Below are 21944 nucleotides of genomic sequence, written 5' to 3'. Positions count from 1 at the left end.
CCCGAAATGAATCATTATCTTGGCGGATGTTGCCTGAATGGACATTATTAATCAAACGAACCGAACGATGCTTTTTGAAGAAATCAATCCCGAGAAGTTGGACTTGATCACCATTGTCGGTGATGTTAAGGGCATCGACAGTCTGAGTGACGATAAGATCAAGGAGATTAACGAACACTTGCTTGTTCGTAGCTTTGATGAGTTCTTGGACAAGTTCTCACCTAGCGTGTACTCCTTTTTCAATGCGGTAAACCAGAAAGTCATGTATACGCTTAAAAAGCCGGAAGGTATTCCCGAAGAAGCGATCTCGGAGATCAAGATTGACCATAGCAACGACTTTCTGAGAATGCTGTTCACCCTGATTGACACCAAGCGTAGTCAAGGGATTACGAACGTTGATTTCAAGTTTGAAAATCTGCTCGATATGATCTCACCGAAGAAAGTCATGGATGACATTCGGCAGGTGCGCAAAGAAATTCATTACATGTACGGCCAGCATGAGAAGCTGGATGACGGTGACCCGAAGAAGCTTGATATCGGGGATAAGCTGAATGTTATGTTTGAAGATGCAAGCCGGAACTACAACAATGTCATGGCCATGCTGCCACTCGCCATTGAAGATATCAAGACGCGTTTGTTGTTGGGCCGGGCTCAGGAAGAAACATCCTCTGAAGCGATCCAGGTGGGACAACTTACGATCGGTGAGAGCGGAGAATTGAAAATTATCGAAGCTCCGAAGAGTGATAACAACGAGTTGATGCTTCTCGATGAAGCGACAAGCACTGATTTGACGCAAGTATTTGCCGAAGATTATGACTCGCTCTCCGAGACACCTTCGCCGTATGTACAGGATCTGGTGGTCCGTACCTTCTGTCCGCTTCCTGCAGTACAGTCCGAAGTGGATACTGCTGTTGAAGTGCAGAATTACAATACATACCTGGAGTTTTACAAAAACGCCAAGGATGATTTTGTAAAAACGGTAAAACCGTTGGTCGAGAAAATATTGGGTGTCAAAATGTTCTTTGACCAATATGCGATTAAGAATAAAGGCATGCTGCCTTCCATGCTGATCTCCAATGCCAAACTGGATATGCTCGTCAAGAGCAGTAATATTCCACGGCTTGAAACATATCTCAATACTGTCAACGCGAAGAATGATTTTACCGATACGATCTGGTTCGGTATCGTTCCTTCCGTAGAACTGGAAAATACAGGCCAAGTCAAAGTCAGTCGTGCCCGTTTCCGTGGTAATGAGAAAGTGGTTAAACAAGACGGAAACAGCATGGAATCTCTGGCAATGCTCCTTCAAGTCGTTAAGGATTACAAGGTGCAGGTGTTCTTCAGTTTTGAATCCGGGGAAGAAACCACGTTCAGCAGTATGGCTACCGCAGGTATCGATAAGTATATCGATAAATGTTCAGTGTTGACCCGCAAGGAATACAGCGAGTTTGCCATTCCGAGTGCGCCAAACTTCACGATTATTCCCAAGGAGAAATCGGGTGTCGTGATCGACAGTCGCATGCTTCAGACAGAGAATGGTGTGGAACTCTCGAAGGAGAAGGAAGACATTCTGAAACTGTGGATTGAAGGCGTGTATGTTGGAGCGTCCTATGTATCTGCAGGGATTGTTGCTGCATATCAGTGTCCGGAATACCTGAAAGGGGCTTTCAAGAACGTCAACCGTGATTATCCGGGTGTGCGTTTTGACATTGAGGCAGGGGACAACAGCTTGCGTGTTGTAACAACAATGACCAAAGAAATTTCCGGATTTACAAATACCATCAAGGATTTGATTAACCGAAAAAACTTTGGATTTATTTTCTCATCGGAAAATGCCCAAATCCAGGATAGCGACATCAAGCGGATCACGGTCTATAAAGCGAGAAGCATGGCGATGTCCGAAGATGGTTTCGACTCCTTGTACAAAACACTTGTAAGTACTTACATTGAGCGCTTGCTCCGTTTCCAAACCGGTGATTTCAAGCATGAAAATATCGTCAAATTCTTCAGCAACAATCCGAGCAGTCAGAAGAGCCGGTGGTTGGGAACTCGAGGGTCGATCAATTCGATCATTCAGGAAGGCGACGACATGAGTTTTATCATCGATGAAAAGAGCAACATGTGCCACATTGATCTGGTATTTAACGGCAACGTGAAGAACCTGGAGGTCATGATTACTAAAGGCACCAGTGCGATGAAAGTGTAAGAATACATTGGAACAAGTCTGACTATTAAAAGTAATTCATCAAACAACGTATAATAGACATTTATTTTGGTGTTAGAGGCAGACTTCATCGTCTTGCCTTTATACATATATTCCGGTACCTCTCCCGAGATGGGGAGCATACCGGGCACATTTTTTCCTAATTTTAAGGAGGTTTTTATTAATGGGTTTTGTATTGAAAGTAGAAGGCGCAGAAACAATCGAATTGGGAATGGATAATATCCGTACAGTTGTGTATGACACGGATACACCAGATGATTCCAACGCTAGATCCACAGATGTAGGCGCTACACTTCGCATCAGCGGCAAAATTATCACTGCAACCGACGGTGACAATGCAGATGACACAATGAAACTTGCTTTGTGGTCCCTCGTGCCTGCTGAAAAAGCGGATTGCTACCGCAAAGTAACCCTGGAAGTGGTTGCAGCAGATCAAGTGGTACGCAAAATTTACATGCCTAACGCATTTGTTGTGGATTACACAGAGCGTTTCGGTGATACCGAAGGCGTAGGTGAATTCAGCCTGTTCATCAAACAGAAAAAAGACAAAACTGAATTCACTAAAATTGAAGGCGGCTTCCCTGTATAGAAGGGAACAACTGTTGTCTCGGGCCAGCTAGTTTTGTCCGAAACAACGCTGTCATGTTAAGGGGCCCTGGTGCCCCTTAATCTTTATTTACGCCCGAATACGGCAGGGAGGAAGGAACGAATACCATGAAAGATTATTATGCCGTGCTTGGTGTAGAACGTGAAGCTTCTCCGGAGCAGATCAAGAAGGCTTATCGCCAATTGGCGAAGAAATTTCACCCGGATGTCAATGGGGGAGATGCACAGGCAGAAGCGCGTTTCAAGCAAGTACATGAGGCATACAGTACACTCGGAAATTCCGAGCTTAGGACATTATATGATCAGCAGCTTCGCACTGGACGTAATACAGGTCAAGCGAAGGGATCAGCATCCGGTACAGCCAGATACAGTAAAGGCAATGCGAAGTCTGGGAGTGCAAATACCGAGAAAGTATGGTCGGATCCATCGCGGATGCAGGAACAGTTTGAACAATTTTTTGGCTATCACCCCAAAGGCAAGGAAAGTCCAAACGGTGGCAAAGCCGGTCCCAATAAAGGAATGGATATGTCCGCTATGTTTGACCGATATTTCGGAGTTCGAAAAAAGTAGACCGGTAGCTCGTTATGGATCATGCCGGTTCAGGCGGAGGTTATGGAAGTGAAACGAGGAAGGTCGGTATTGACGATGGGGCTTGACGCTTGCGTCGCCATGATTTCGTTAGCCGTGATGTATTACATATTTATGATTAACCGGGATATGAGTGCCCAGTGGGTAACTGGAATTATCGTGGTCCTCTCTGGAGGAGCATACCTGTATTTTAAATACATGCCAGCCGCCAAGGCGGAAAAGAAGAAATTGTCTTCGCGTGTCGTAAAGCTTGTCCTTCTGGACGACGACGGTACAAGTGTGAAGGAATGGTATATTCAGGGCGAAACGAGTGTTTTGATCGGGAAAAGTTCGAAGAACAGCGAGGCTGACATTGATCTCTCCGATACACCCTATGCGTCTCTCATTAGCTCGCAACACGCCGTATTGAACAAAGCCTCGGGTCAATGGTTTATCGAGGATATCGACTCGGCCAGTGGAGTAGGCGTACGTAAAGGAAATCAAAGCAGAGCATCCAAATTGGAAATCGAAGAACCCAGTCTGATTGAGGCAGGGGACTTAATTTATATTGCCAATACCCGCATTTTGGTGAAATAACGTTGGCGTACATCATACAAGCTTACGGGGGAATGAAACGAAATGAGTCTGACAAGATGTGGAAACGGACATATGTTCAGCACGAGACGGCACGGCAATACATGTCCATATTGCAATCTGGCCGTTGAATCGCCAGCTGCCAGCAATGGTGAGGCAGCGGGTGCAATCCCGCGCGCACCTCGTACGGCAGAGGATGACAGAACGATGCCATACCTGGGCGAAACGACAGGAATTGAACCGGTAACGGGTTGGATGGTGTGCATCGAGGGTCCGCAGATGGGCCAGGATTATCGAATAATGGCTGAAAAGAACTTTATTGGACGTTCGGAAGAGATGCATGTTCGCATCCTCGGAGACAACACCATTTCTCGGCGTAATCACGCGGTAATTGTGTATGATCCCAAAAAGCGGAATTTCTATTTATTGCCCGGCGATGCTTCAGGCCTCGCATACCACAACAATGAAGCGGTCTATTCTCCGGTGGAACTGGCTGCCTACGACGTTATTCAATTGGGACGAAGCAAATTCATTTTTATTCCATTGTGCGGTGTGCACTTTGAATGGGAGCAACAGTGAACACCTTCATGATTTTGTGGAACGACAAGGAGCTGATGCCCTACTGGGTACTTGCAGGAGGCTGTTTGTCGATCTGGTTGTTATTATTCGTGCGAAGCCGGATTCCGGTAAGGCAACGTGACGATAGACCGGTTGGAGTTCAGATTGGGAATGGACAGACCATTGGTGCTCGCAATGAACAGGATGATTATTTTGCCTGTGCCGTGCAGCCGCATGGTGTACTTGCTGTACTTGCCGATGGAATTAGCGGCTTATCTGGTGGAAAGGTCGCCAGTACGACTGCCGTAGAAACATTTATCCGGGAGTTTGAAGAGTTGGAACGTTTTCCTGACCCGGAAGAGTTCTGGGATGCTTCTTCCCATGCGGCAAATCAGGCCATTCTTCGTAATTTGCTGGGCGTTCCCGGAGGGACAACGTTGGTGTCTGCCATGATCAAGGGCAGGGATCTGTATTGGGGTGCGGTAGGGGACAGCATCTTGGCCGTGTTTCGCAAAGGAGAGCTGCTTGCCATCAATCACAAGCACACACTGGAAAGCCAACTTGAAGAACAGTATATGTCTGGAGAGATCTCGGAGCAGGAGGCGCTTGACAATCCGCAGCGCAAAAGGCTGGTCAACTATTTGGGGTACGACCATTTTAAACAAATGGAAATCGCGGACGAGCCGTTTGCACTGCAGCCGGCGGACAAGATTGTGTTATGCAGTGACGGGGTATACAACTCCCTCACGGAGATGGAACTGGAGACTATACTGGCGCAAGATATTCCGCCCTTTGATGCAGCCCAGGCCATCATTGATTTAATTGAAGAAAAACAGCTCGTGCATCAGGATAACGCCACGATTATCATTTTGGAGCAAGGATGGTAACGGATCAGGCTACGCACAGGGAAGGGAAATGGGGAGACGGATGAGGAAGGAGAACAGTGAATTCAAGACGGCTTTTGTCTCGGAAGCGGGGTCTTTCCTGAAAAATCGGGATTTCTACGGCTGCGTTGAACTGGAAGATTGGGCTTGTTATGTCATTGCAGATGGTCTGGACACCGATACGGAAGTGAATAGTGCACAGATCACAGTACAGACCATTCTGGAATCCTTTTTGGAAAAGCCAACCATGTCCAAACGCAGACTGACGGAATATATCAAGATTGTACATGAATGGTTGCAGTATGAAAGCCGCCGGGTCAGGCTCAAAGCGGGATTCGTCATTGTAGTGACGGATTATACACGCATGGTGTGGGCATCTGCCGGACATAGCCGCTTGTATCATTTCCGGGGAAATAGGCTTGCATTAAAAAGTAAGGATCACAGCGTAGCCGCCCAACTGGCAGCGGAAGGCCAGATTGCAGAGGATCGTGTGGATCAGCATGATGAACGCGGCAATCTGAATGAATACGCGGGCAAACCTGGCATGATCAAACCGTATGTATCCGATAAGATCAAGCTTGCCGATGGCGATGTGCTTGTTCTATGCACCCCTGGATTATGGGAAGGCGTACAGGATGCCGAGATGATTGATGCGGTGGAAGGTGCCAATGACCCGCAAGCGCTGGCGGATACGCTTGAAGAAGTGATGCTTAGCAAGCAACGTTCACGAATTGAAAATTATAGTGCGGCAGCCATTTATGTGAACAAGATTTTTCATGAAGAGCCCAAGAACCGTAAGAAATGGATTAAGCGGATTGCTATCATGCTGGTTATGCTCCTGATTTTTGGTGGAGCCGGCATCTTCTACGCGGTGAAAAGTGCAGCCAAAAAAGCCGAACTGGTAGTAGATATGCTGCAATACGAACAGAACGCTGACCAGTACGTGAAGGAACAGGAGTATGCCAAGGCCGTCTCGGATTACAGCCTTGCTCGCAACAATTCGATCAAAATAAAGGACCCTGTGCACAAAAAGCTGCTGACTTCGAAGATGACTGCTGCTCAGACATTGGTTGACGGCGAAGCTCATTTGAAAGAAGGAGATATTCCCAAGGCAACCGCCAGTTACACCAAAGCACTGGAATTGTCTGAGTCCTACAGTATGTTCAACCGGGAAGCCATTCAGGAACGTTTGGAACAGATGACCACCTTCCAGCAAGTACAAGACTGGATCACCGAGGGGGATCTGAAACTCCAGAACGGAGACTACAGTGGAGCGATCATTTTGTATAAAAGGGCCAGAACGGCTGCCACGGAAACCGCATACAAGGAAGCACTGAAGGAAGTTGTCACCAAATTGGAGACGGCCGAAACCAAACGGGCGGATATCAAGCGCCAATCCAGACAGCTTCAGGCTGATACGCTGGAACAGAAGGGTGACCGCTTCAATGAAGCCGGAGATTATAGTGGCGCCATGGATGCTTATGCTTCGGCACAGGAAATTTATCAGGAGATCGATATGTTGGAACGCGTGTTGGCAATGGAGCGGAAAATAAATAAGCTGGATGAGAAACTGAATCCACCTGTACCGGCGGCAGAACTTACGCAGGATGCGGCAGGATTAGGAACAACGGATACGTCTGGTTCAAACTCGGATTGGACCGGGAATGCGGGAGGGATGAGCACAGGCAATTCAGCGGGGAGCACTTCTTCCGCGGGTAATGCCTCTTCGGACGGAAGCGGGACTGTGGATGCTTCAGGCTCCGGTTCTTCTTCAGGGAAAACGACAAGCAATGCTAGCATTAATTCAGCCTCAAAGGCTAAAGAAAGCACCGACACCACCGAGGCTGAAGAGAATGAACAGGAAGCAACGGAAGGAGGGGATTCGTGATGAAAGAGATTATTCGTGACCGTCTAAACAAGATGGAGGATCTGGAACAACGCCGCATGCTCAAAGACCTCATGACAGGCGTTTTTCTTAATCTTGTGGAGTATCAGGAGACACTAAACAAACAGATCGAGCAACGTGTGTTTGACGAGGTGGTACCGCTGGAGGAACGCCACGATGTATATGTCACATTATGTCCGCGGGAAGATTTGGACCCCATTCATGAATTTCTGTATCCGATTCTTCCGGAGGATGCTGCACCACAGACTGTTTATTTGAGCGAGGCTTCAGAAGCGCTGGCACGTAAGGAAGAGATGAGTTTATTCACGTTCTACATGGAATGTGGGCAACAGGAACTCCAATCCCTGCTGAAAAGTAATCGGACATTTCGCGGGGAGATTGTAACGAGTGAAGGCAGACATGCCATAACGGTTCGGTTGAAATCAAGTACAGCGTATATCTCCAAAATTGAAGAACTGTACCGGGTCTTTCGTAAAAACAGCCTACCATGGAAATCGATTAATGCACCCTATGTGTTCAAATTCGTTGATTGTGTTCTAGTGGGTTCGGACGATGGAACTGCATGGGACAAACAGCATGTGGTCAAAGAACTTTCAATCCATTTGGAGGAGTTTGAGTCATATAAAAGAACGAATATGATCCCCCTTTGGAATATTCAGAAGCTTGATATGAAAACAGGTGGATTCCCTGTCCCGGCTTCGGACCGCATCAATTATGAACATGTGTTACCGCTCCGCAAAACAGGGACTGAGCACGGATATTTAGTGGATGGAGACGAATCGCATATTCGGTATATCAAAAGATCGGAAGAAGATATCACCATCGTATCTCCGCTGGAGAAATCCGATTCATGGACGGTACTGAAAATAGCCGGTCCCGTTGCAACCCGAATCGGTAGAATGGACTTTCCGCTGTTTTCCAACAACAAACGGGAAGGGTTTGCCGGTAAATATGCGCGTCAGGAAGGACGCTCTGTGCGATCCAAAGGGGAGATTGCTCGCATGGTTCATGCTTTCCAGGCAGCAGAGGGATTGGAACTGGAAGATGTGAAAGTGGTGGCACCTGGGCCCACCTTGGGCATCACGTACCCGCTTAATGGATTTGTTAGCGATCATGTCCGTGTTGAGGCAGATAAACATCGAATGATTTTAAGGTTCAGCAAACACGGAATTCAGCCAGGACAGGCTATTTTTCTGGATGATTTGCTGAGCTTTCTGGTATCCGAGATCCAGTTGGCTTTCCCTGAATATCGCTGCGAAGGGGAATGGATGTGAGCTCAATATGAATTATATATGGGATCTGATTATTCGCGCCAAGCGTAATGGAACTGATCTGAGAGACGTAACCTTTGTTCCTGCACGTGTATATTCGCCATACATGGAATTAAGTCATACGAACCTGAATGCTTCAGACGTGGAACGTACGATTGAAGTCAATCCGTATTATCGTTTTTTTGATATTTTCAGGGATTTGTTCGATATCAATAACGAAGAGCAGGTGGAATTGCGGGAGACGCTCTTTGATTTGGTCATTCATTTTCTGGCGGATATGGATTTGATGCAGGGGATGAATAAAAGGGAGTATTACATTCGCTTCATTTTGAATGATATGCATTCGGGTGTATACGGGAAACGGATACGGCAGCGACTGGAGTTGTTCGGACGGGAGGAACAGGAAGTGATCGCCTGCAATATGCTCCGTCTGTACGATACGGGAGAGGCCGTTCATCTGCTGAGGGATACCCTTGTCCGGATGTTCCCACGTTCAACCCTTTATGCCAATTGTGAGGAGAAGGATGAATTGCTCTTATATATTGGTCAGGCAGAACGGACGGAAGCGAAGGAAAAGTTGGAATTGATTCTTGAACTCTTCCTGCCGGTTCGTTTTGACACAGAAATCTACTGGGGTCATCATTTTGGCATTCTGGATGTGGACTATACGATGATACAGGACGGGATTGCCCTATATTAAGCAGCACCAGCAGTTGTAAGGAGGAAGTATAGATGAACGGCTATTCATACCGATTGTATCCTGACGCCACCAGCAGGGAACGTTCCAGAGGGACCATGCGTTATACGCGTGAAGAATTGATGGACATGACCACATTTCAATTACGGAACATTTGTTACAAGGAACGGTTGATTGAGGGATTGGGGCCTCGGACGGAGCGGGAAGAACTAATTCGGATTATTTTAAAATTTTTGGGAGCGGACGATGTATTGTGGATTGATCAGTCTGTTGAAGGCGGATTCGAGCGTATACAGAAGGCCATTTCTCGTCATATGACGGCTCCCATGAGCAGTGATGGAGGCATTAGTGTACCTGCGCGACTGATTCTATACGAAGGATTGAACGTGGACAAGCTGGATCGTTACGTGGTCACCGCACCGGGTGGATTAACCGAATCCAACGTACTTTTAGTCAATGAGAGCATGGAGCTGTGTGGTATCTTCAACCTGGTTAAGGACGAATCCGTAACGGGAACCTTTTATTTGACAGCAGGAAGTGGGTCGACCTGGAAGAGATCGGGAAACAGACAGTACAGTCTTCTCTTTTTCCGTAAACGCGACTCGGAATATTTATATCAGACCTATTATGCCAGCGGACCGCTTCCACCGGTTCATATTCAATATACTCAAATCCCACTGGCCGATCTGGACATCCGGGAACTTGAACCGACAGAAGCAGTGCTTGCGATTGATTTTGGCACCTCCAATACGACGGCAGGCGCCTATTTGCATAACGGTTATATTCAGGCTCCGAGCAGCCAGGATTTGCTGAATGGACGAGTGCGTATGGATGCCATCAACTACGTTTCTTTTCCCGATCCTTCATACAAAGATACGGACTGGATTGAGGTCCTGCCTACGGCCATCGGTGTGGCGGAGTGCTCGGATCCAGCGAACATTCGTTACGAGTTCGGCTATGAAGCGCTGCGAAGCATGCGTCGGGGAGGATACAGCAGCCGGGCGAGTGTCTTCCGCAGCATGAAGCGCTGGGTAAACAATTACAACAAAATGGAAGAAATCGTCGATGTTCATGGGAATGCAGCTATGGTTTCTCGTATGGATCTGCTGCGTGCGTACATGAATTACATCATCCGAACGGCAGAGCATCAGTTCAAGTGCAAATTTCGCCATGTGCATTTTACCAGTCCGGTGAAGATGAAAACACAGTTTTTGCAGATGTTTGGAGAGATGCTTCCCGATTATCGGATTGAGCAGACGTATGCGCTGGATGAAGGAATGGCTGTGCTCTATAACACCCTTGCAGACGGGATGGAACGCGGTGCTTTTATGGAAGGGCAGACGTATCATGCACTCGTGATTGATTGTGGCGGTGGAACGACGGATTTGTCATCCTGTGCGTTTACGATCGAGGACGGTCATATGGCGTATAAACTGGACATCCATACCACTTACGAAAATGGGGATACCAACTTCGGAGGTCACAATATTACCTACCGTATCATGCAATTCATGAAAATCGTGTTTGCCGACTATTACAGCGGACGTCGTCAGGTGACGGATATTGATAGCCTGATCGAGGCACCCGGTGCGGATGTGTTCCGTCAGGTGGACGAAGAGGGCGTGAAGTCCGTCTATCAGAAGCTGGAGCAGCGATATGAGGAGGCAGAACACATCATCCCTACCGCGTTTGCGCGTCGAGAGAATCGTTCACGGGATGAGTATCTGCGGGTGAGAGGCAACTTCTATTTTCTGTGGGAAATCGCAGAAGAGATGAAGCAGCAATTTTTTCGCAAAACAGGCATCTTACGTAACCGATTCCACTCCGAGATGGAGGGCGACGGGGACAGTGATCTGCAAATAACCACCATGGAGCGTTGGTTCCTCTCGGTAGAACGAAACGGTGAGCTGAAGGATGAATATGAGTTCCCGGATGTGGTGTTTAACATCAAAGAAATTACTCAGCTGATTAAGGCTGATATTTATGAAGTAGTCCGCAAGTTTTTGGATGATTTCTATCGTCAGGGGCGGATGAGCCAATACTCAATTATCAAGTTGACAGGTCAGTCCTGCCGCATTGATGTATTTCGGGAAGCGCTAAAAGAGTTCGTTCCAGGCAGAAGCATTGAATTTCGGCAAAAACCTGCGGAAGGGCGTGTACCTGATCTTAAACTTGCCTGCCTTCGAGGGGCAATCCGTTATCTGAGTGCCCGCAAAACAGGAAGCGTTCAAGCCGACATCACGCATGATGCCGCTGTAATTCCGTATACCGTAAGTGCCTACACGCATAATGGACGTGAAAAAACGCTGATCAGCAGTCTGGATCGGAGCGATGGCATTCCGGGCAGCATTTCCCGTCCATTCGAGACGGCAGAAGTGGAGTTGTACCTTAGCGGAAGCGATGGTCAGCTGAGACAGAAAATCGTCTATGCCAACCGTCCGGACTTCTATAAAGAGGTACTCTATGAAGATATCCGGGATCAATACGGAGATAAAATCCCGCAGGATGATACGGATTCCATCGTAAATGGAGAAACGAAGTTTTTTGTGTTTCCGGATGATCGCCATTGGGGCTTTCATGTATTGCCTGTAGCCCGGAGGAATGAACGGCTGTATCTGGGTCCGCAGAAGCTGCTCCCGTTTGAAACGGATTTATCGGAACTGGACTTTTTTGATGGAATGAAGTAAGGATCGCCAGCAGAAAGGAGGGATAGCGTCCATGTTCACGTATTCGTATCCGCATTTTCACAAAGGAAGAATCCTGAAAACGTCGATGCTGGAAGGACTGCGCAATTTCCCAAGAGACTACATCGAGCTGTACTACCGCAGTTATGCTGACGGCATCCTTGCAGGGGCGGAAGTGGAAGTGTTCCCGGACAAGCTGGTTGTCGCTCCGGGGATGGTACTGCACAAAGGAAGGCTTTATATGCTGACGGAGCCTATGGAACTGGCATACCAGGCTACGGGCCGGGTGAACGTGCTCAAGCTTCGGTTTACCGCAGATGAAACGGGGAGTGATATGACCACGAGTCATTCGGAACTGCATTTGGATGAAGAGACAACGTGCGCACCAGGGGAGATGGAGCTGGCCCGGTTCAAGCTTAAGGAAGGGGCTAGGCTACGGCGGGACTATCAAACCTTTGCCGATTTGGCAACCGAATTCAATACCTTGCATGTCATTCATGTCCCTTATGCAGCCGAGGGGGCAAGCACCTTATCCCCGGTTGTTATGAAGGATTATGCCGAGAGATTGCTTCGAACAGGGAGCACTGATCCCCAGGATCTGGTCTTCGCCATGATGTGTCTCAATGAAGGAACGGTTGCGCGTAGCGTCATTTTGCATCACATTGCCAGTCGATTGGGGCTGGAGTACAGAGAATACGATCATGCGCAGATTCATCGATATCTGGATCGCATATTGGCGAATGCAGGCCGGGGAACGGGACGCTCAGGGCACCCGGTAGGTGGACCACATCGAATGATTGTGGATTGAAATTTCAAGAGAATGGGAGGGTGTAATTCGCTAATGGAATATATGGATCGCAAAATAATCCCCATGTTATATGGTAAAACATTGAACGGCGAACCTGATCAAGGAACAGAGACTAGAGATGTTGAATCCTCTCCTGAATCAAGGGAAGTTAAACCATTCGAGCCATTAACAATGATACACCTTGAACAGGAAACGATACATCTGAGAAGAACTGAGCTATATGAGGGCAAGGTTACCGTATCTCTTCCCCGCTTATTTCGTTTGGTAACGGAGAGAGAAGCCCAGTTAAAATATCCATCGTCCCATCGTCCTGAATGGATCTATACCAATGATTCGGGAACGATCAACTTTACGTTCAAGGCGTTGGATCATCGTCTTACTCCGGAAGAGTTGAATTCCTTTACGGAATCGATGGCTGATGTGATTCGTGCAACTCAACCTGTACGAGAATGGAAAAAACATGGTGTTCGAGTGACGGATGCTGGTCTTTCCACAGGTTACTGCCAGTTCGCTGTTCAGGGATTGAATGATCAGATTTATAACCATATGGTGTTCACCATTTTAAATCAGAAAGTTCTTGTTTATGGCTTTAACTGTACGGACGAAGAGAAGAAGGATTGGATGGAACCTGGTGCCGCACTTCTGGATACACTCATTGTCGAATTGAATTAGAGAGGAGCTGAACCCATGAGTCTGACATATGAAAATCTGATCATTGAGCCTTATGAGCTGGTACATCTCCAGGAATTGACGATACGCAAAAAGATGAATGAGCACACCCGGCTTGTTTTCAAAGGCATGGTATCCGAGGAATGGAAGGATCGATATGTGGATGTTACCGATCAAAGTACTGCGATTGAAGTGTGGCAAAAGGATGAGGAGGGGAACAAAAGTCCGCTATTCAAAGGCATTCCATTATCTGTAGAAGTACAGGTTGTGAGGGGCGTATATACGCTCCAGGTTGAAGCGATCTCACATACGTACCTGATGGATGTCAAGAAGCGAACGCGTACGTTTCAAAACATCCAGATGACGCTCCCTGAATTGTTAAAGGAGTTGGATCAGGATTATCCGGGACTGGACGTGATCGATGAGGGGACCGGGGGAGCCAAGATTGGCAAGGTTGCTGTGCAATATCAGGAAACAGACTGGGCATTTCTCAGAAGACTGGCTTCCCGATTTCATACAAGTCTGATGCCTGCGGCTCAATTCGACAGTCCTAAATTTTATTTCGGCGTATATGAGCATGGTAACTCGATCCAACTGGATAATACACGTTATACCGTCCACAAAAACATGACTCCGTTCATGTACTTCACGGAGAACGAGACTGTAAATGTGAATGAAAGTGACTTCATTGTATACGAAGTGGAGACAGATCAAGTCATGGAACTGGGACACCATATCACATTCCGTGGCAGAAGTCTGTATCTTACAGAAGCCTATACGGAACTCGCCGGAGGTATTCTAAAGCATCAATATGTGCTGAGTCTTCACAAAGGATTGCGACAGAAGACGTACTACAATCCGCTGATTGCTGGAAGCTCATTATTGGGACGTGTTATCGGTGTTCATGGTGGACAGGTTCAGGTGCATCTCGATTGCGATGATAAACAAGGGATGGAAGATGCGCTGTGGCTGTTGTATCAATCCCCGTACATTGCAGAGGGAGAGACGGGCTGGTATGTCATGCCCGAAATTGGTGACCCAGTAGCTGTATATTTTCCAACGATGTATGAAGAAGACGCTTACGCCACGGGTGCTCCACGACTGGATAACAAGTCAACATCCACCAACAAGCTGAACAATCCGGATCATAAAATATTCCGCACTCCTCATGGGAAAGAGATACGTCTTACTCCAGACGCTGTAATCATTAGCGGCAAAGAAGGCGAGGTATATATTCGGCTCAGTGGAAATGAAGGTATTCATATTGCAGGTAGTCAGCAGGTAAGTATGTCAGCAGGAGGGAGCATTTCGTTAAAAGCAGGAAAGAAAATCACATTATCTGCTGGATCAGAGCTTCTTCTTGAAGGCGGAGGAGGGAAAATAAGGCTCGATGGTCAGGCTCAAATGAGCGGGACAGAAGTGAAATCCAATTAATGTTGGAAGGAGGAAAGTCAGTGAGCCGGAAGGAATCACTACTGCACTTTTATACGAATCAAGTGGAGCCTGAACGGATCAGGTTGATGGATGACCTTCAACATACGTTAAATAGCCAATCCCCAATGTTGACTGCGGAGTTCCTAGGATATTTCGAGGAATTGACCAGCAAAGTAAGGCACAGTCAACAGATTGGTGCCAAAGGGAATGTGGCTTATATCCAATATTCCATGTTGCGGACAGAAGTCGCCACTGGAGCGATGCATTATCTTGCCGAAGCCAGTGATATGTCATGGCTTCTCGACAGAGACCCTATACGGGCAATATACGATGCCAAGTGGGCCTTCGATTGTTTGGAACAGATGCTTGTTCGTTTGAAGAAGACTCTTCCTGATTATCAGGGGAAGATTTCAATGGTTGAACTGGATCGAATACGGCTTCGAGAGGCAGCTTTGGTCCACCGCTACGTTGTTTATTTTATTCGTCAATGTTTCCATCAGCTCTTTGATACTCAACTGATATCGGATATAAAGGTGGAGCCCGTATTTGAGATTCGTGTAGGGGAATATTTGGATTCCAGTGAATGTGTGTATCGCCTTGACCAACGAGAACGGAGCTTGGAGGAAATCGGCAGGGAGCTTGAAGAGGGTGATGGTTTGGGCGGGATGTATGCGGACTATCATGACCTGGACATGGAAGAGATGATATGCAGCGACCTAGACTTCCGGTATAGCAGGTTTAATGACATCAGATTAAAATCAACGGATTTTGAACGTTGTGTGCTGGTAGGCACACGTTGGCATAACTGTGATATGAGAGATACCAATTTTGCGGACAGTCTCCTATACGGTGCGAACTTCAGTGGATGTTCACTGGAAAGGGCTGTATTCAGGGGCATTAACGGGGAAGAAGGCCATCCGGATGGACGAATACAGGGTCCAGGGTACTCAGCTATCAACTTCGAGAATGCCAACTTGGCCGGAGCAGATTTCAGGGGAGCGCGACTCCGTGGAGCTGTGTTTCGTGGAGCGAACCTAACTGACGTGTTATGGGATGGGGCAGATCTGGAAGATGTAATATTTGATGAGTCCGTTAAGGAGGAATTGCCATGCGATACTTTAGGCTGATGCCGGATACCAGATGGATAAATCGTGTAGAGACAGAAGCGGTTGGTGAGGTACAGCGGCGAGAGTGGAATGCTTCTTTTCAGGAAGGGGGCAGTGATCACACCGCGATTAACCTTTCAGTCAAAAGCAGACCTAATGTAGACTACACCGATTATTTGGAGCGTCCTGTACCTCTCGTATCGGACCGAATGCTGGAAGTATTTACGTTGTACGATCCCGCCTTAATTCGCAGGGCAGCAGTGCTGACGGACAAAGCTCGTATGTCCCAGGAGACGTATTGGGCCATTTATCCAACGACTATGGATGTGCTCTCTCCCCAAACGGAACGTCATCTGGATGGGAATCTGAAACGGATTGTACTGGGTCGTGGTAGGACAGCACTTCCATTGTTTCAATTAAAGGAACCTCGTGAGTCTATCATCGTCGTTAATCTAGCTTTGGCGGAGAGTCTGTTGCGTCGGGATTTTGCCGGGATCCAGTTGGTCCGTCTGGAGCAAGAACAGACAATTTAGGAAGGAGAGAGGGGAAAATGGCACAAGGTAACCAAGAGAGTGAGATCAGTATTCAATCTGCTACAGGAGATTCCAAGAGCTATGTGGTTGCCGGGGCCATTGTGCGTTGCAGTTGTGGTACACAGCGCACCCGATTGAAGATCCCATTCAGTCATGGCGTTTATATCAAAGGCAAGGCCCAGTTGACGATTGAAGATTATGTTCCAGGAGTCCATATTGGATCATTTGGGAATTGCTCCAATCTGGAGAATCCGGCTGTATCCAACAGTATGATGGTGGATATCTATGGGGTGAAGAAAGCACCGTGTGTACCCGTCTTGACAATGCCTTGGCTGCATGGCAAAGGAGATGCCAAGGTGGAAGGGAAAGCTGCTCTACTTGGTCACTGTACGCATAAGTGTCTGTATGGTGGAGATATCGTCATCGAGGATGACGGACAGCAGCTGGATTTTTGAGATGAGTGAATCCAAGAAAAAGGTACAGGAACGCATAGGGTACGAGCAACTCCGTTTATATTGGCCGTATAAAGTGCAGTGGCTGGAAGAAGTCCGAATTACCCGCCAGATCAATGAGCATGCGAAGTTATATATTAGCGGAGTTATACCGGAGGAAGAAGGACCAGGTATCCTTCATGTTCAGGCTGAAGGGGAACCGATTGTACTAAGACAGCTAGATGAAATGGGGAAATCTGTAAGGCGTCTGTTTCATGGCGTGATGACCTCATTAACTATACATTTGGTTGGTGGCATTTACAGGTTTGAACTAGAGGCCATATCGAATACATATCAGCTGGACATTGAAGTATCCGAGCGAGCATTCCAGAACAGGGCGATGTCCTATGGTGAATTAGTTAAATACGTGATGAAGGCGTATACCTACTCGGATGTAATCGATAATGTCACAGAGAATACCCAATTGGGAGAACTTGTTTTACAATATAGAGAAACCGACTGGATGTTTCTGAGACGTCTGGCTTCCCGGTTCGGTACCGTACTGGTGCCTGAGGTGACAGCGGCTTCACCGAAATTGTTCTTCGGGTTACCCATGGGAAAGTTGTGGAAATGGCCTCTGGATCGTCCATATCATGTCAAGAAAGAAATGGGCCATCTGAATTGGCATGGGGATGAGCAGCATCGTTATATCGTGCAGAGCTCCAAAGGCACAAAGGGGGCACTCATCTACACGATGGAGAGCTATGAAACCTATGCTTTGGGTGACAAGGTAGAGATGCCCGACGGGAAGGAATTAACGGTAACTCAAGCGGAATCCCGCCTGGAATCCGGGTTGCTCATGACTACATATCGCATGATGCTGGAAGATCATATTCGGGTTCCACGATCCGATCTTCTGGATGTCATTGGCTTGTCCCTGTACGGTGAGGTTACTCGCATAATTGGTGATCGTGTACAGATGGAACTGTACATTGAAGATGGTCCGATTAAGCCGGAGTCTTCCTGCCCCTATCCGCTAGCGACATCCTACGTCGCCGAAGGTCACAGTGGACTCTATCTGATGCCGGAGATAGGCGACACGGTGGAATTGTACATACCCGGAAGTCGGGAGTCCAAGGCGTATGTCAGGAATGCAGTGCCGGAAGGCAAACGTTCGGCTTCTGGTGGAACGCAGCACAAAATGTGGAGTCATCCTGATGGACCATCGATTGGCATGTCATCGGATGAAGTGACCGTACAGGCTGGAACCGGACTTGTCATCACACTGAATGATCAGGGCGTAGTGATGCAGAGTGCAGGTAACATCTCGATTCAGGGTGGAAGTCTATCGCTTAAGGCAGGTCAGATCGAAGCTACCGCACCTGAAGCAATTTGGCTCCTTGGCGGGGGAAGCAGCTTTATTCTGGATGGACAAGCTGATGTTCGTGCTGGACTGCTCCAACAGGAAGGCAGTCATAAGGCACCGGTCGTAGTAGCCGATTTGCCGCCCGAGCCGGAGCCGCCCCTGATTCCGCTTGAACAATATGAGGCAGCTCAAGCAGCAGCTGCAGCCGAAGCAGCTGCTATGCAGCCTTCCGTGGTTAACATGAAGGTGGCCTCGCTGTTTGGCGCAGCGGTCGCCATGGCGGGCATGATCCCCGTCTTGGGTATGCTGGGAGGTGCACCAGCTGTTGCAGCACAGGCCGTTGCCGTTGGCGCTGCAGCCATCGGCATGATCTCGGGTATCCCAAGTACGGGGTCTTTTAAGCCTTCTGCCCTACAACTTCTGAATCGTTTAAAAGATGGTTTTGTAGGTATGCTGGAGGGAGAGGAGGGGTACAAGCGCCAGTTATTGGGCAAAGTTGTCTCAGCTGCACGAGAGTTAACCACGGCTACCTCCTTTCTGGATTTTGTGAAGAAACTGCATCAGCAGGATAAGGAAATTAGCCAGATGTATTATCAGATTCCAGGCTATACGAGGGAGAAGTGGGCTCATCAACAGATTGACCAAGAGTTGAAGGAAGCGCTGGTGCATTATGGGAAGGTGCAGCAGAATGACATTGAATATGAACTTTTCTTCGGCCCTTATCATAACGGTATTGCTCGAGATATCGGAAGAATAGACATCACTGCTGAGGAGCTTGGTGACTATAATTACTGGCAGAAACAGAATCTGACGGTCGAACAGAAGAAGTATCTTGCCCGGCGGATTATGGCTCCCATGAGCGAAGAAGAACTATCTACCCTGATGGGTGAATTCGAGCAACACGAGATGACTATGAAAGGATTGGACGGGGAGTTCAATGGATTTACGGGCAGAGTAGGCGCGAAAAAGGGCTCTTCAGGTGTACCCGAATCCTCAGACCATCCAGGAACAACGGGTTCTCCAAGTGCTGCTTCTAAAGGAACAACGATGACAGATAAACCGGCTACAAGCAAAACAAAGACATTTGTGAAAAAGTCAAAAGATGTGATTGTTAAAGCCGTCAGCGATTATTATAAAGAGAGCCAAATCATCCGGTTTCAGCCTTGGGGCAACTTGGGAAACAACAAGCCCAAAGAGTCGGGTAGTGCTGGGGAAGTTAGTTCCGGAGGGAAAACAAGCTCGAATGCTGGGAATAAGTCAAGCGATGGGGCAGGAACAAGTTCCTCCAGCAATGGCCATAAACCGAATCAGACCCCGAGCAGCAGTAAGAAGTCGCAATCATCGGGTGAAACTAATAGTACGGGTTCGAGTTCAGGTACAGGGAAGAAGCCTAGCGACGGTGAAGGAACAGGCTCATCAGGCAGCGGCAAGAAAGAGGATCCAACTCCGAATACCAGTAAGAAGACCCAAACATCCGGAGAAGCGGACACTACAGGATCAAATACAGGTACAGGGAAAAAGTCGAGCGAGGGTGAAGGAACAAATTCATCTAGCACTAACAAGAAAGAGAATCAGATTCCCAACAGTCATAATCAGTGGAAACAAGATTCATCGAAGAAAAAAGGAAAAGATAAAGATGATAAAAAGAAAAAAGAGGAGGAAAAACGTAAAAGGGAAGAGGAAGAAAGACAAAAAAGTGAATCAGAGGCTGAGGGGACGGGTGATGTTCCTAAGGTAAGTCATGGAAAAGTATTCCCAACAAGAGTAATTGATTTAGAAACAGAAGGTTTTATTATTGATAAAGTTAAAGTGTTAAGAAGTAAGCTTTCTAATAGGATTAAAGGTGATCTAAATTTTGCGTATGCGAAGGTAGAAATTGAAGGAATTGACAAGAATGAATTTTATTCTCATAGTAGTTTGAACGGGGATAATAAGGAAAAGACCTATGCTGATTATTCATTAAAACCAACAAAACCAAAGTACGAGGCTACTGAAGCACCAGATAGGAGTGGTAATGTAAGATTAAGAGACAATGATACTGAGTATAAAATTCTCAATGATTTGGCATCTAGACTTGATAAATTGTCAGATCCATCAAAAGCTCGTGGGAAAATTAAATTATTTACTGAATTAGATACATGTGGAAGTTGTAGTAGAATTATAGGCAAGTTTCACAAAGATTATCCCAATATTGATATTGAGGTAATCCATAATGGTGATAAGATAGTTGAGCCATAAGAAATTTATTGGGAGGACATAAAGTGAAACGAAATTATGAGGCTTTATTTGGAGCTTTTTATGAAAACTATTTTTATTTTAAAAGTGAGGGAATGAGTGGTCCTGAAGCTCTTGCTTGCACATGTGAGGCATACTTCGGTATGGATAAAAGAGGTGAAATGGAAAAAGCAGTATTGTCTATTGCGGAAGGGAGAATTCATTTAACACATTCAAAAATTTTTGTTAAATCGAAACAAAAGATAATTGATGCATTAAATTCTCTAGATTTAAATAAGTTACAACATGAAATAGCTCCAGATGATTATCAGGACATATTAGAACGAAGAGATATGGTGCTTGATGGAATTGAAAGTATACCTGTAGATTATAGTCCGAATACAAGATATTACTACTTTGAAATAGAAAAGGAAGTTAAAAATTACTTTGGGATTTTATTCAATGAGAAGAAAGATGCAATTGAGCTTGTTGAGGAAATAATGGAACGATTCGAGCGTGAATGTAGGAGTACATTAAGTGAAAAAATAGTTGTTAGAACAACACTTGCAGAACTACTTATCAGATATAGAATTAATGCTATAGGTGAGTTTTTGAAAATAAAAAATGAATTAGAGCAATTTGATATGAATGATGTGGGGGAACAATTGTCGGAAAATGAAAAGTTGGATCTTTCTATGCGAATCAAGGAAGTCTTAACTAAACTTCAAAATTTATAGATCAATTTGTTTTTTCAACGATCTGTATTTAGAATGATACAAACAACAACGCCACAATGCGAGCTAAACGCTGTATTGTGGTTTTTTATCCGCCTTTATTATCCAAACAGTCCAAACTAAAGTGTACCCTATAAGATGGACACTTTAAAAAAAGTCGATCTCATAGGGTACATTTTAGAATAGAAAATATGCAAGACGACATTTATGATCCTTATAGTTTGTATACACATGGTTCAGGATCGCATGCTGAGGTGTATGCAACTAATAAGGCATTATTGGATAATCCAAGTGCTGCTATTGATGATATTTTAATATATGTGATAAGACCTGGAGGCTCTTCAAAGCCAGTCATCGATGTACCATTCCAAACATGTGCGCACTGTAATTATATTTTACGGGATTTTAAAATAGAATCTGATTTACCCAAATAATCTAAATGGAGTGGATGATATTAAATGATTGATGTTAATATTTTGCGAATGGAAGACGTATTGTTAACAGGTATAGAATTTACTGATGATGTTTGTTTTTCTGGAAATAGTGGGCAAGAAGTTTTTGACTATCCTGGCCAATTTATAGAATATCGCGAAGGAAAGCTTCCAAATACAGACTTGAGTGGCTTCATAATTGCTCCACCAATAGATTTACCAGAAAT

General features: G+C 46.4%; 19 protein-coding genes. All 19 read left to right on the top strand.

What is annotated here, in order from left to right; all coding sequences use genetic code 11:
• Positions 1–37 precede the first annotated feature (37 nt).
• On the top strand, positions 38–2206 hold the full coding sequence (locus ACFTRD_RS30875) for a hypothetical protein (protein ID WP_062329792.1): 2169 nt from the start codon (positions 38–40) through the stop codon (positions 2204–2206).
• Between the two features lie 181 nt (positions 2207–2387).
• Entirely contained in the window at positions 2388–2813 is a 426-nt protein-coding gene (locus ACFTRD_RS30870; RefSeq protein ID WP_056695746.1) for a hypothetical protein, read from the top strand.
• A gap of 125 nt (positions 2814–2938) precedes the next feature.
• Positions 2939–3400, top strand: a complete 462-nt coding sequence (locus ACFTRD_RS30865; protein WP_379386700.1) for a J domain-containing protein — start codon at positions 2939–2941, stop codon at positions 3398–3400.
• 42 nt (positions 3401–3442) lie between these two features.
• Complete coding sequence (locus ACFTRD_RS30860) at positions 3443–3994, top strand: FHA domain-containing protein (protein WP_379386698.1); 552 nt, start codon at positions 3443–3445, stop codon at positions 3992–3994.
• Positions 3995–4036: 42 nt separating this feature from the next.
• Positions 4037–4570 (top strand): FHA domain-containing protein, encoded by a 534-nt coding sequence (locus tag ACFTRD_RS30855; RefSeq protein ID WP_062329786.1) that lies wholly within the window; start codon positions 4037–4039, stop codon positions 4568–4570.
• On the top strand, positions 4555–5436 hold the full coding sequence (locus ACFTRD_RS30850) for a PP2C family protein-serine/threonine phosphatase (RefSeq protein ID WP_379386696.1): 882 nt from the start codon (positions 4555–4557) through the stop codon (positions 5434–5436). Before ACFTRD_RS30855 ends, ACFTRD_RS30850 begins: the two co-directional genes overlap by 16 nt.
• A gap of 40 nt (positions 5437–5476) precedes the next feature.
• Entirely contained in the window at positions 5477–7321 is a 1845-nt protein-coding gene (locus ACFTRD_RS30845; RefSeq protein WP_379386694.1) for a serine/threonine protein phosphatase, read from the top strand.
• Entirely contained in the window at positions 7321–8613 is a 1293-nt protein-coding gene (locus ACFTRD_RS30840) for a normocyte-binding protein (RefSeq protein ID WP_379386692.1), read from the top strand. The genes ACFTRD_RS30845 and ACFTRD_RS30840 overlap by 1 nt, the downstream gene beginning before the upstream one ends.
• Before the next feature lie 7 nt (positions 8614–8620).
• Positions 8621–9310 (top strand): iron-dependent peroxidase, encoded by a 690-nt coding sequence (locus ACFTRD_RS30835; protein WP_379386690.1) that lies wholly within the window; start codon positions 8621–8623, stop codon positions 9308–9310.
• A 32-nt stretch (positions 9311–9342) separates the two neighbouring features.
• Positions 9343–11994 (top strand): molecular chaperone, encoded by a 2652-nt coding sequence (locus tag ACFTRD_RS30830; RefSeq protein WP_379386688.1) that lies wholly within the window; start codon positions 9343–9345, stop codon positions 11992–11994.
• A 31-nt stretch (positions 11995–12025) separates the two neighbouring features.
• Positions 12026–12799 carry a DNA and RNA helicase gene (locus tag ACFTRD_RS30825; protein ID WP_379386686.1) on the top strand — a complete coding sequence of 258 codons (774 nt, stop codon included), beginning with the start codon at positions 12026–12028 and terminating at the stop codon, positions 12797–12799.
• A 33-nt stretch (positions 12800–12832) separates the two neighbouring features.
• Positions 12833–13471 carry a hypothetical protein gene (locus tag ACFTRD_RS30820; protein ID WP_379386684.1) on the top strand — a complete coding sequence of 213 codons (639 nt, stop codon included), beginning with the start codon at positions 12833–12835 and terminating at the stop codon, positions 13469–13471.
• A 15-nt stretch (positions 13472–13486) separates the two neighbouring features.
• A complete protein-coding gene (locus tag ACFTRD_RS30815) occupies positions 13487–14902 on the top strand; it encodes a hypothetical protein (RefSeq protein ID WP_379386682.1) in 1416 nt (471 codons plus the stop codon).
• A gap of 20 nt (positions 14903–14922) precedes the next feature.
• Entirely contained in the window at positions 14923–16029 is a 1107-nt protein-coding gene (locus ACFTRD_RS30810) for a pentapeptide repeat-containing protein (protein WP_379386680.1), read from the top strand.
• A complete protein-coding gene (locus ACFTRD_RS30805) occupies positions 16011–16541 on the top strand; it encodes a hypothetical protein (protein ID WP_379386678.1) in 531 nt (176 codons plus the stop codon). The genes ACFTRD_RS30810 and ACFTRD_RS30805 overlap by 19 nt, the downstream gene beginning before the upstream one ends.
• 17 nt (positions 16542–16558) lie before the next feature.
• Positions 16559–16996: a DUF4280 domain-containing protein gene (locus ACFTRD_RS30800; protein WP_379386676.1), complete on the top strand. Its 438-nt coding sequence runs from the start codon at positions 16559–16561 to the stop codon at positions 16994–16996.
• Position 16997: 1 nt separating this feature from the next.
• Positions 16998–20576, top strand: coding sequence for a deaminase domain-containing protein (locus tag ACFTRD_RS30795; RefSeq protein WP_379386674.1), 3579 nt, complete (start codon positions 16998–17000; stop codon positions 20574–20576).
• Positions 20577–20599: 23 nt separating this feature from the next.
• Positions 20600–21289, top strand: a complete 690-nt coding sequence (locus ACFTRD_RS30790; RefSeq protein ID WP_379386672.1) for an Imm3 family immunity protein — start codon at positions 20600–20602, stop codon at positions 21287–21289.
• 455 nt (positions 21290–21744) lie between these two features.
• Positions 21745–21944: hypothetical protein (locus ACFTRD_RS30785; protein WP_379386670.1), on the top strand; the 200-nt coding region annotated here is incomplete at its 3' end.

The organism is Paenibacillus sp. NPDC056933 (assembly GCF_042674385.1).
Classification (GTDB): Bacteria; Bacillota; Bacilli; order Paenibacillales; family Paenibacillaceae; genus Paenibacillus.
Note: the sequence above shows the minus strand (reverse complement) of the source record. Positions and strands in the feature narration are given on the sequence as shown.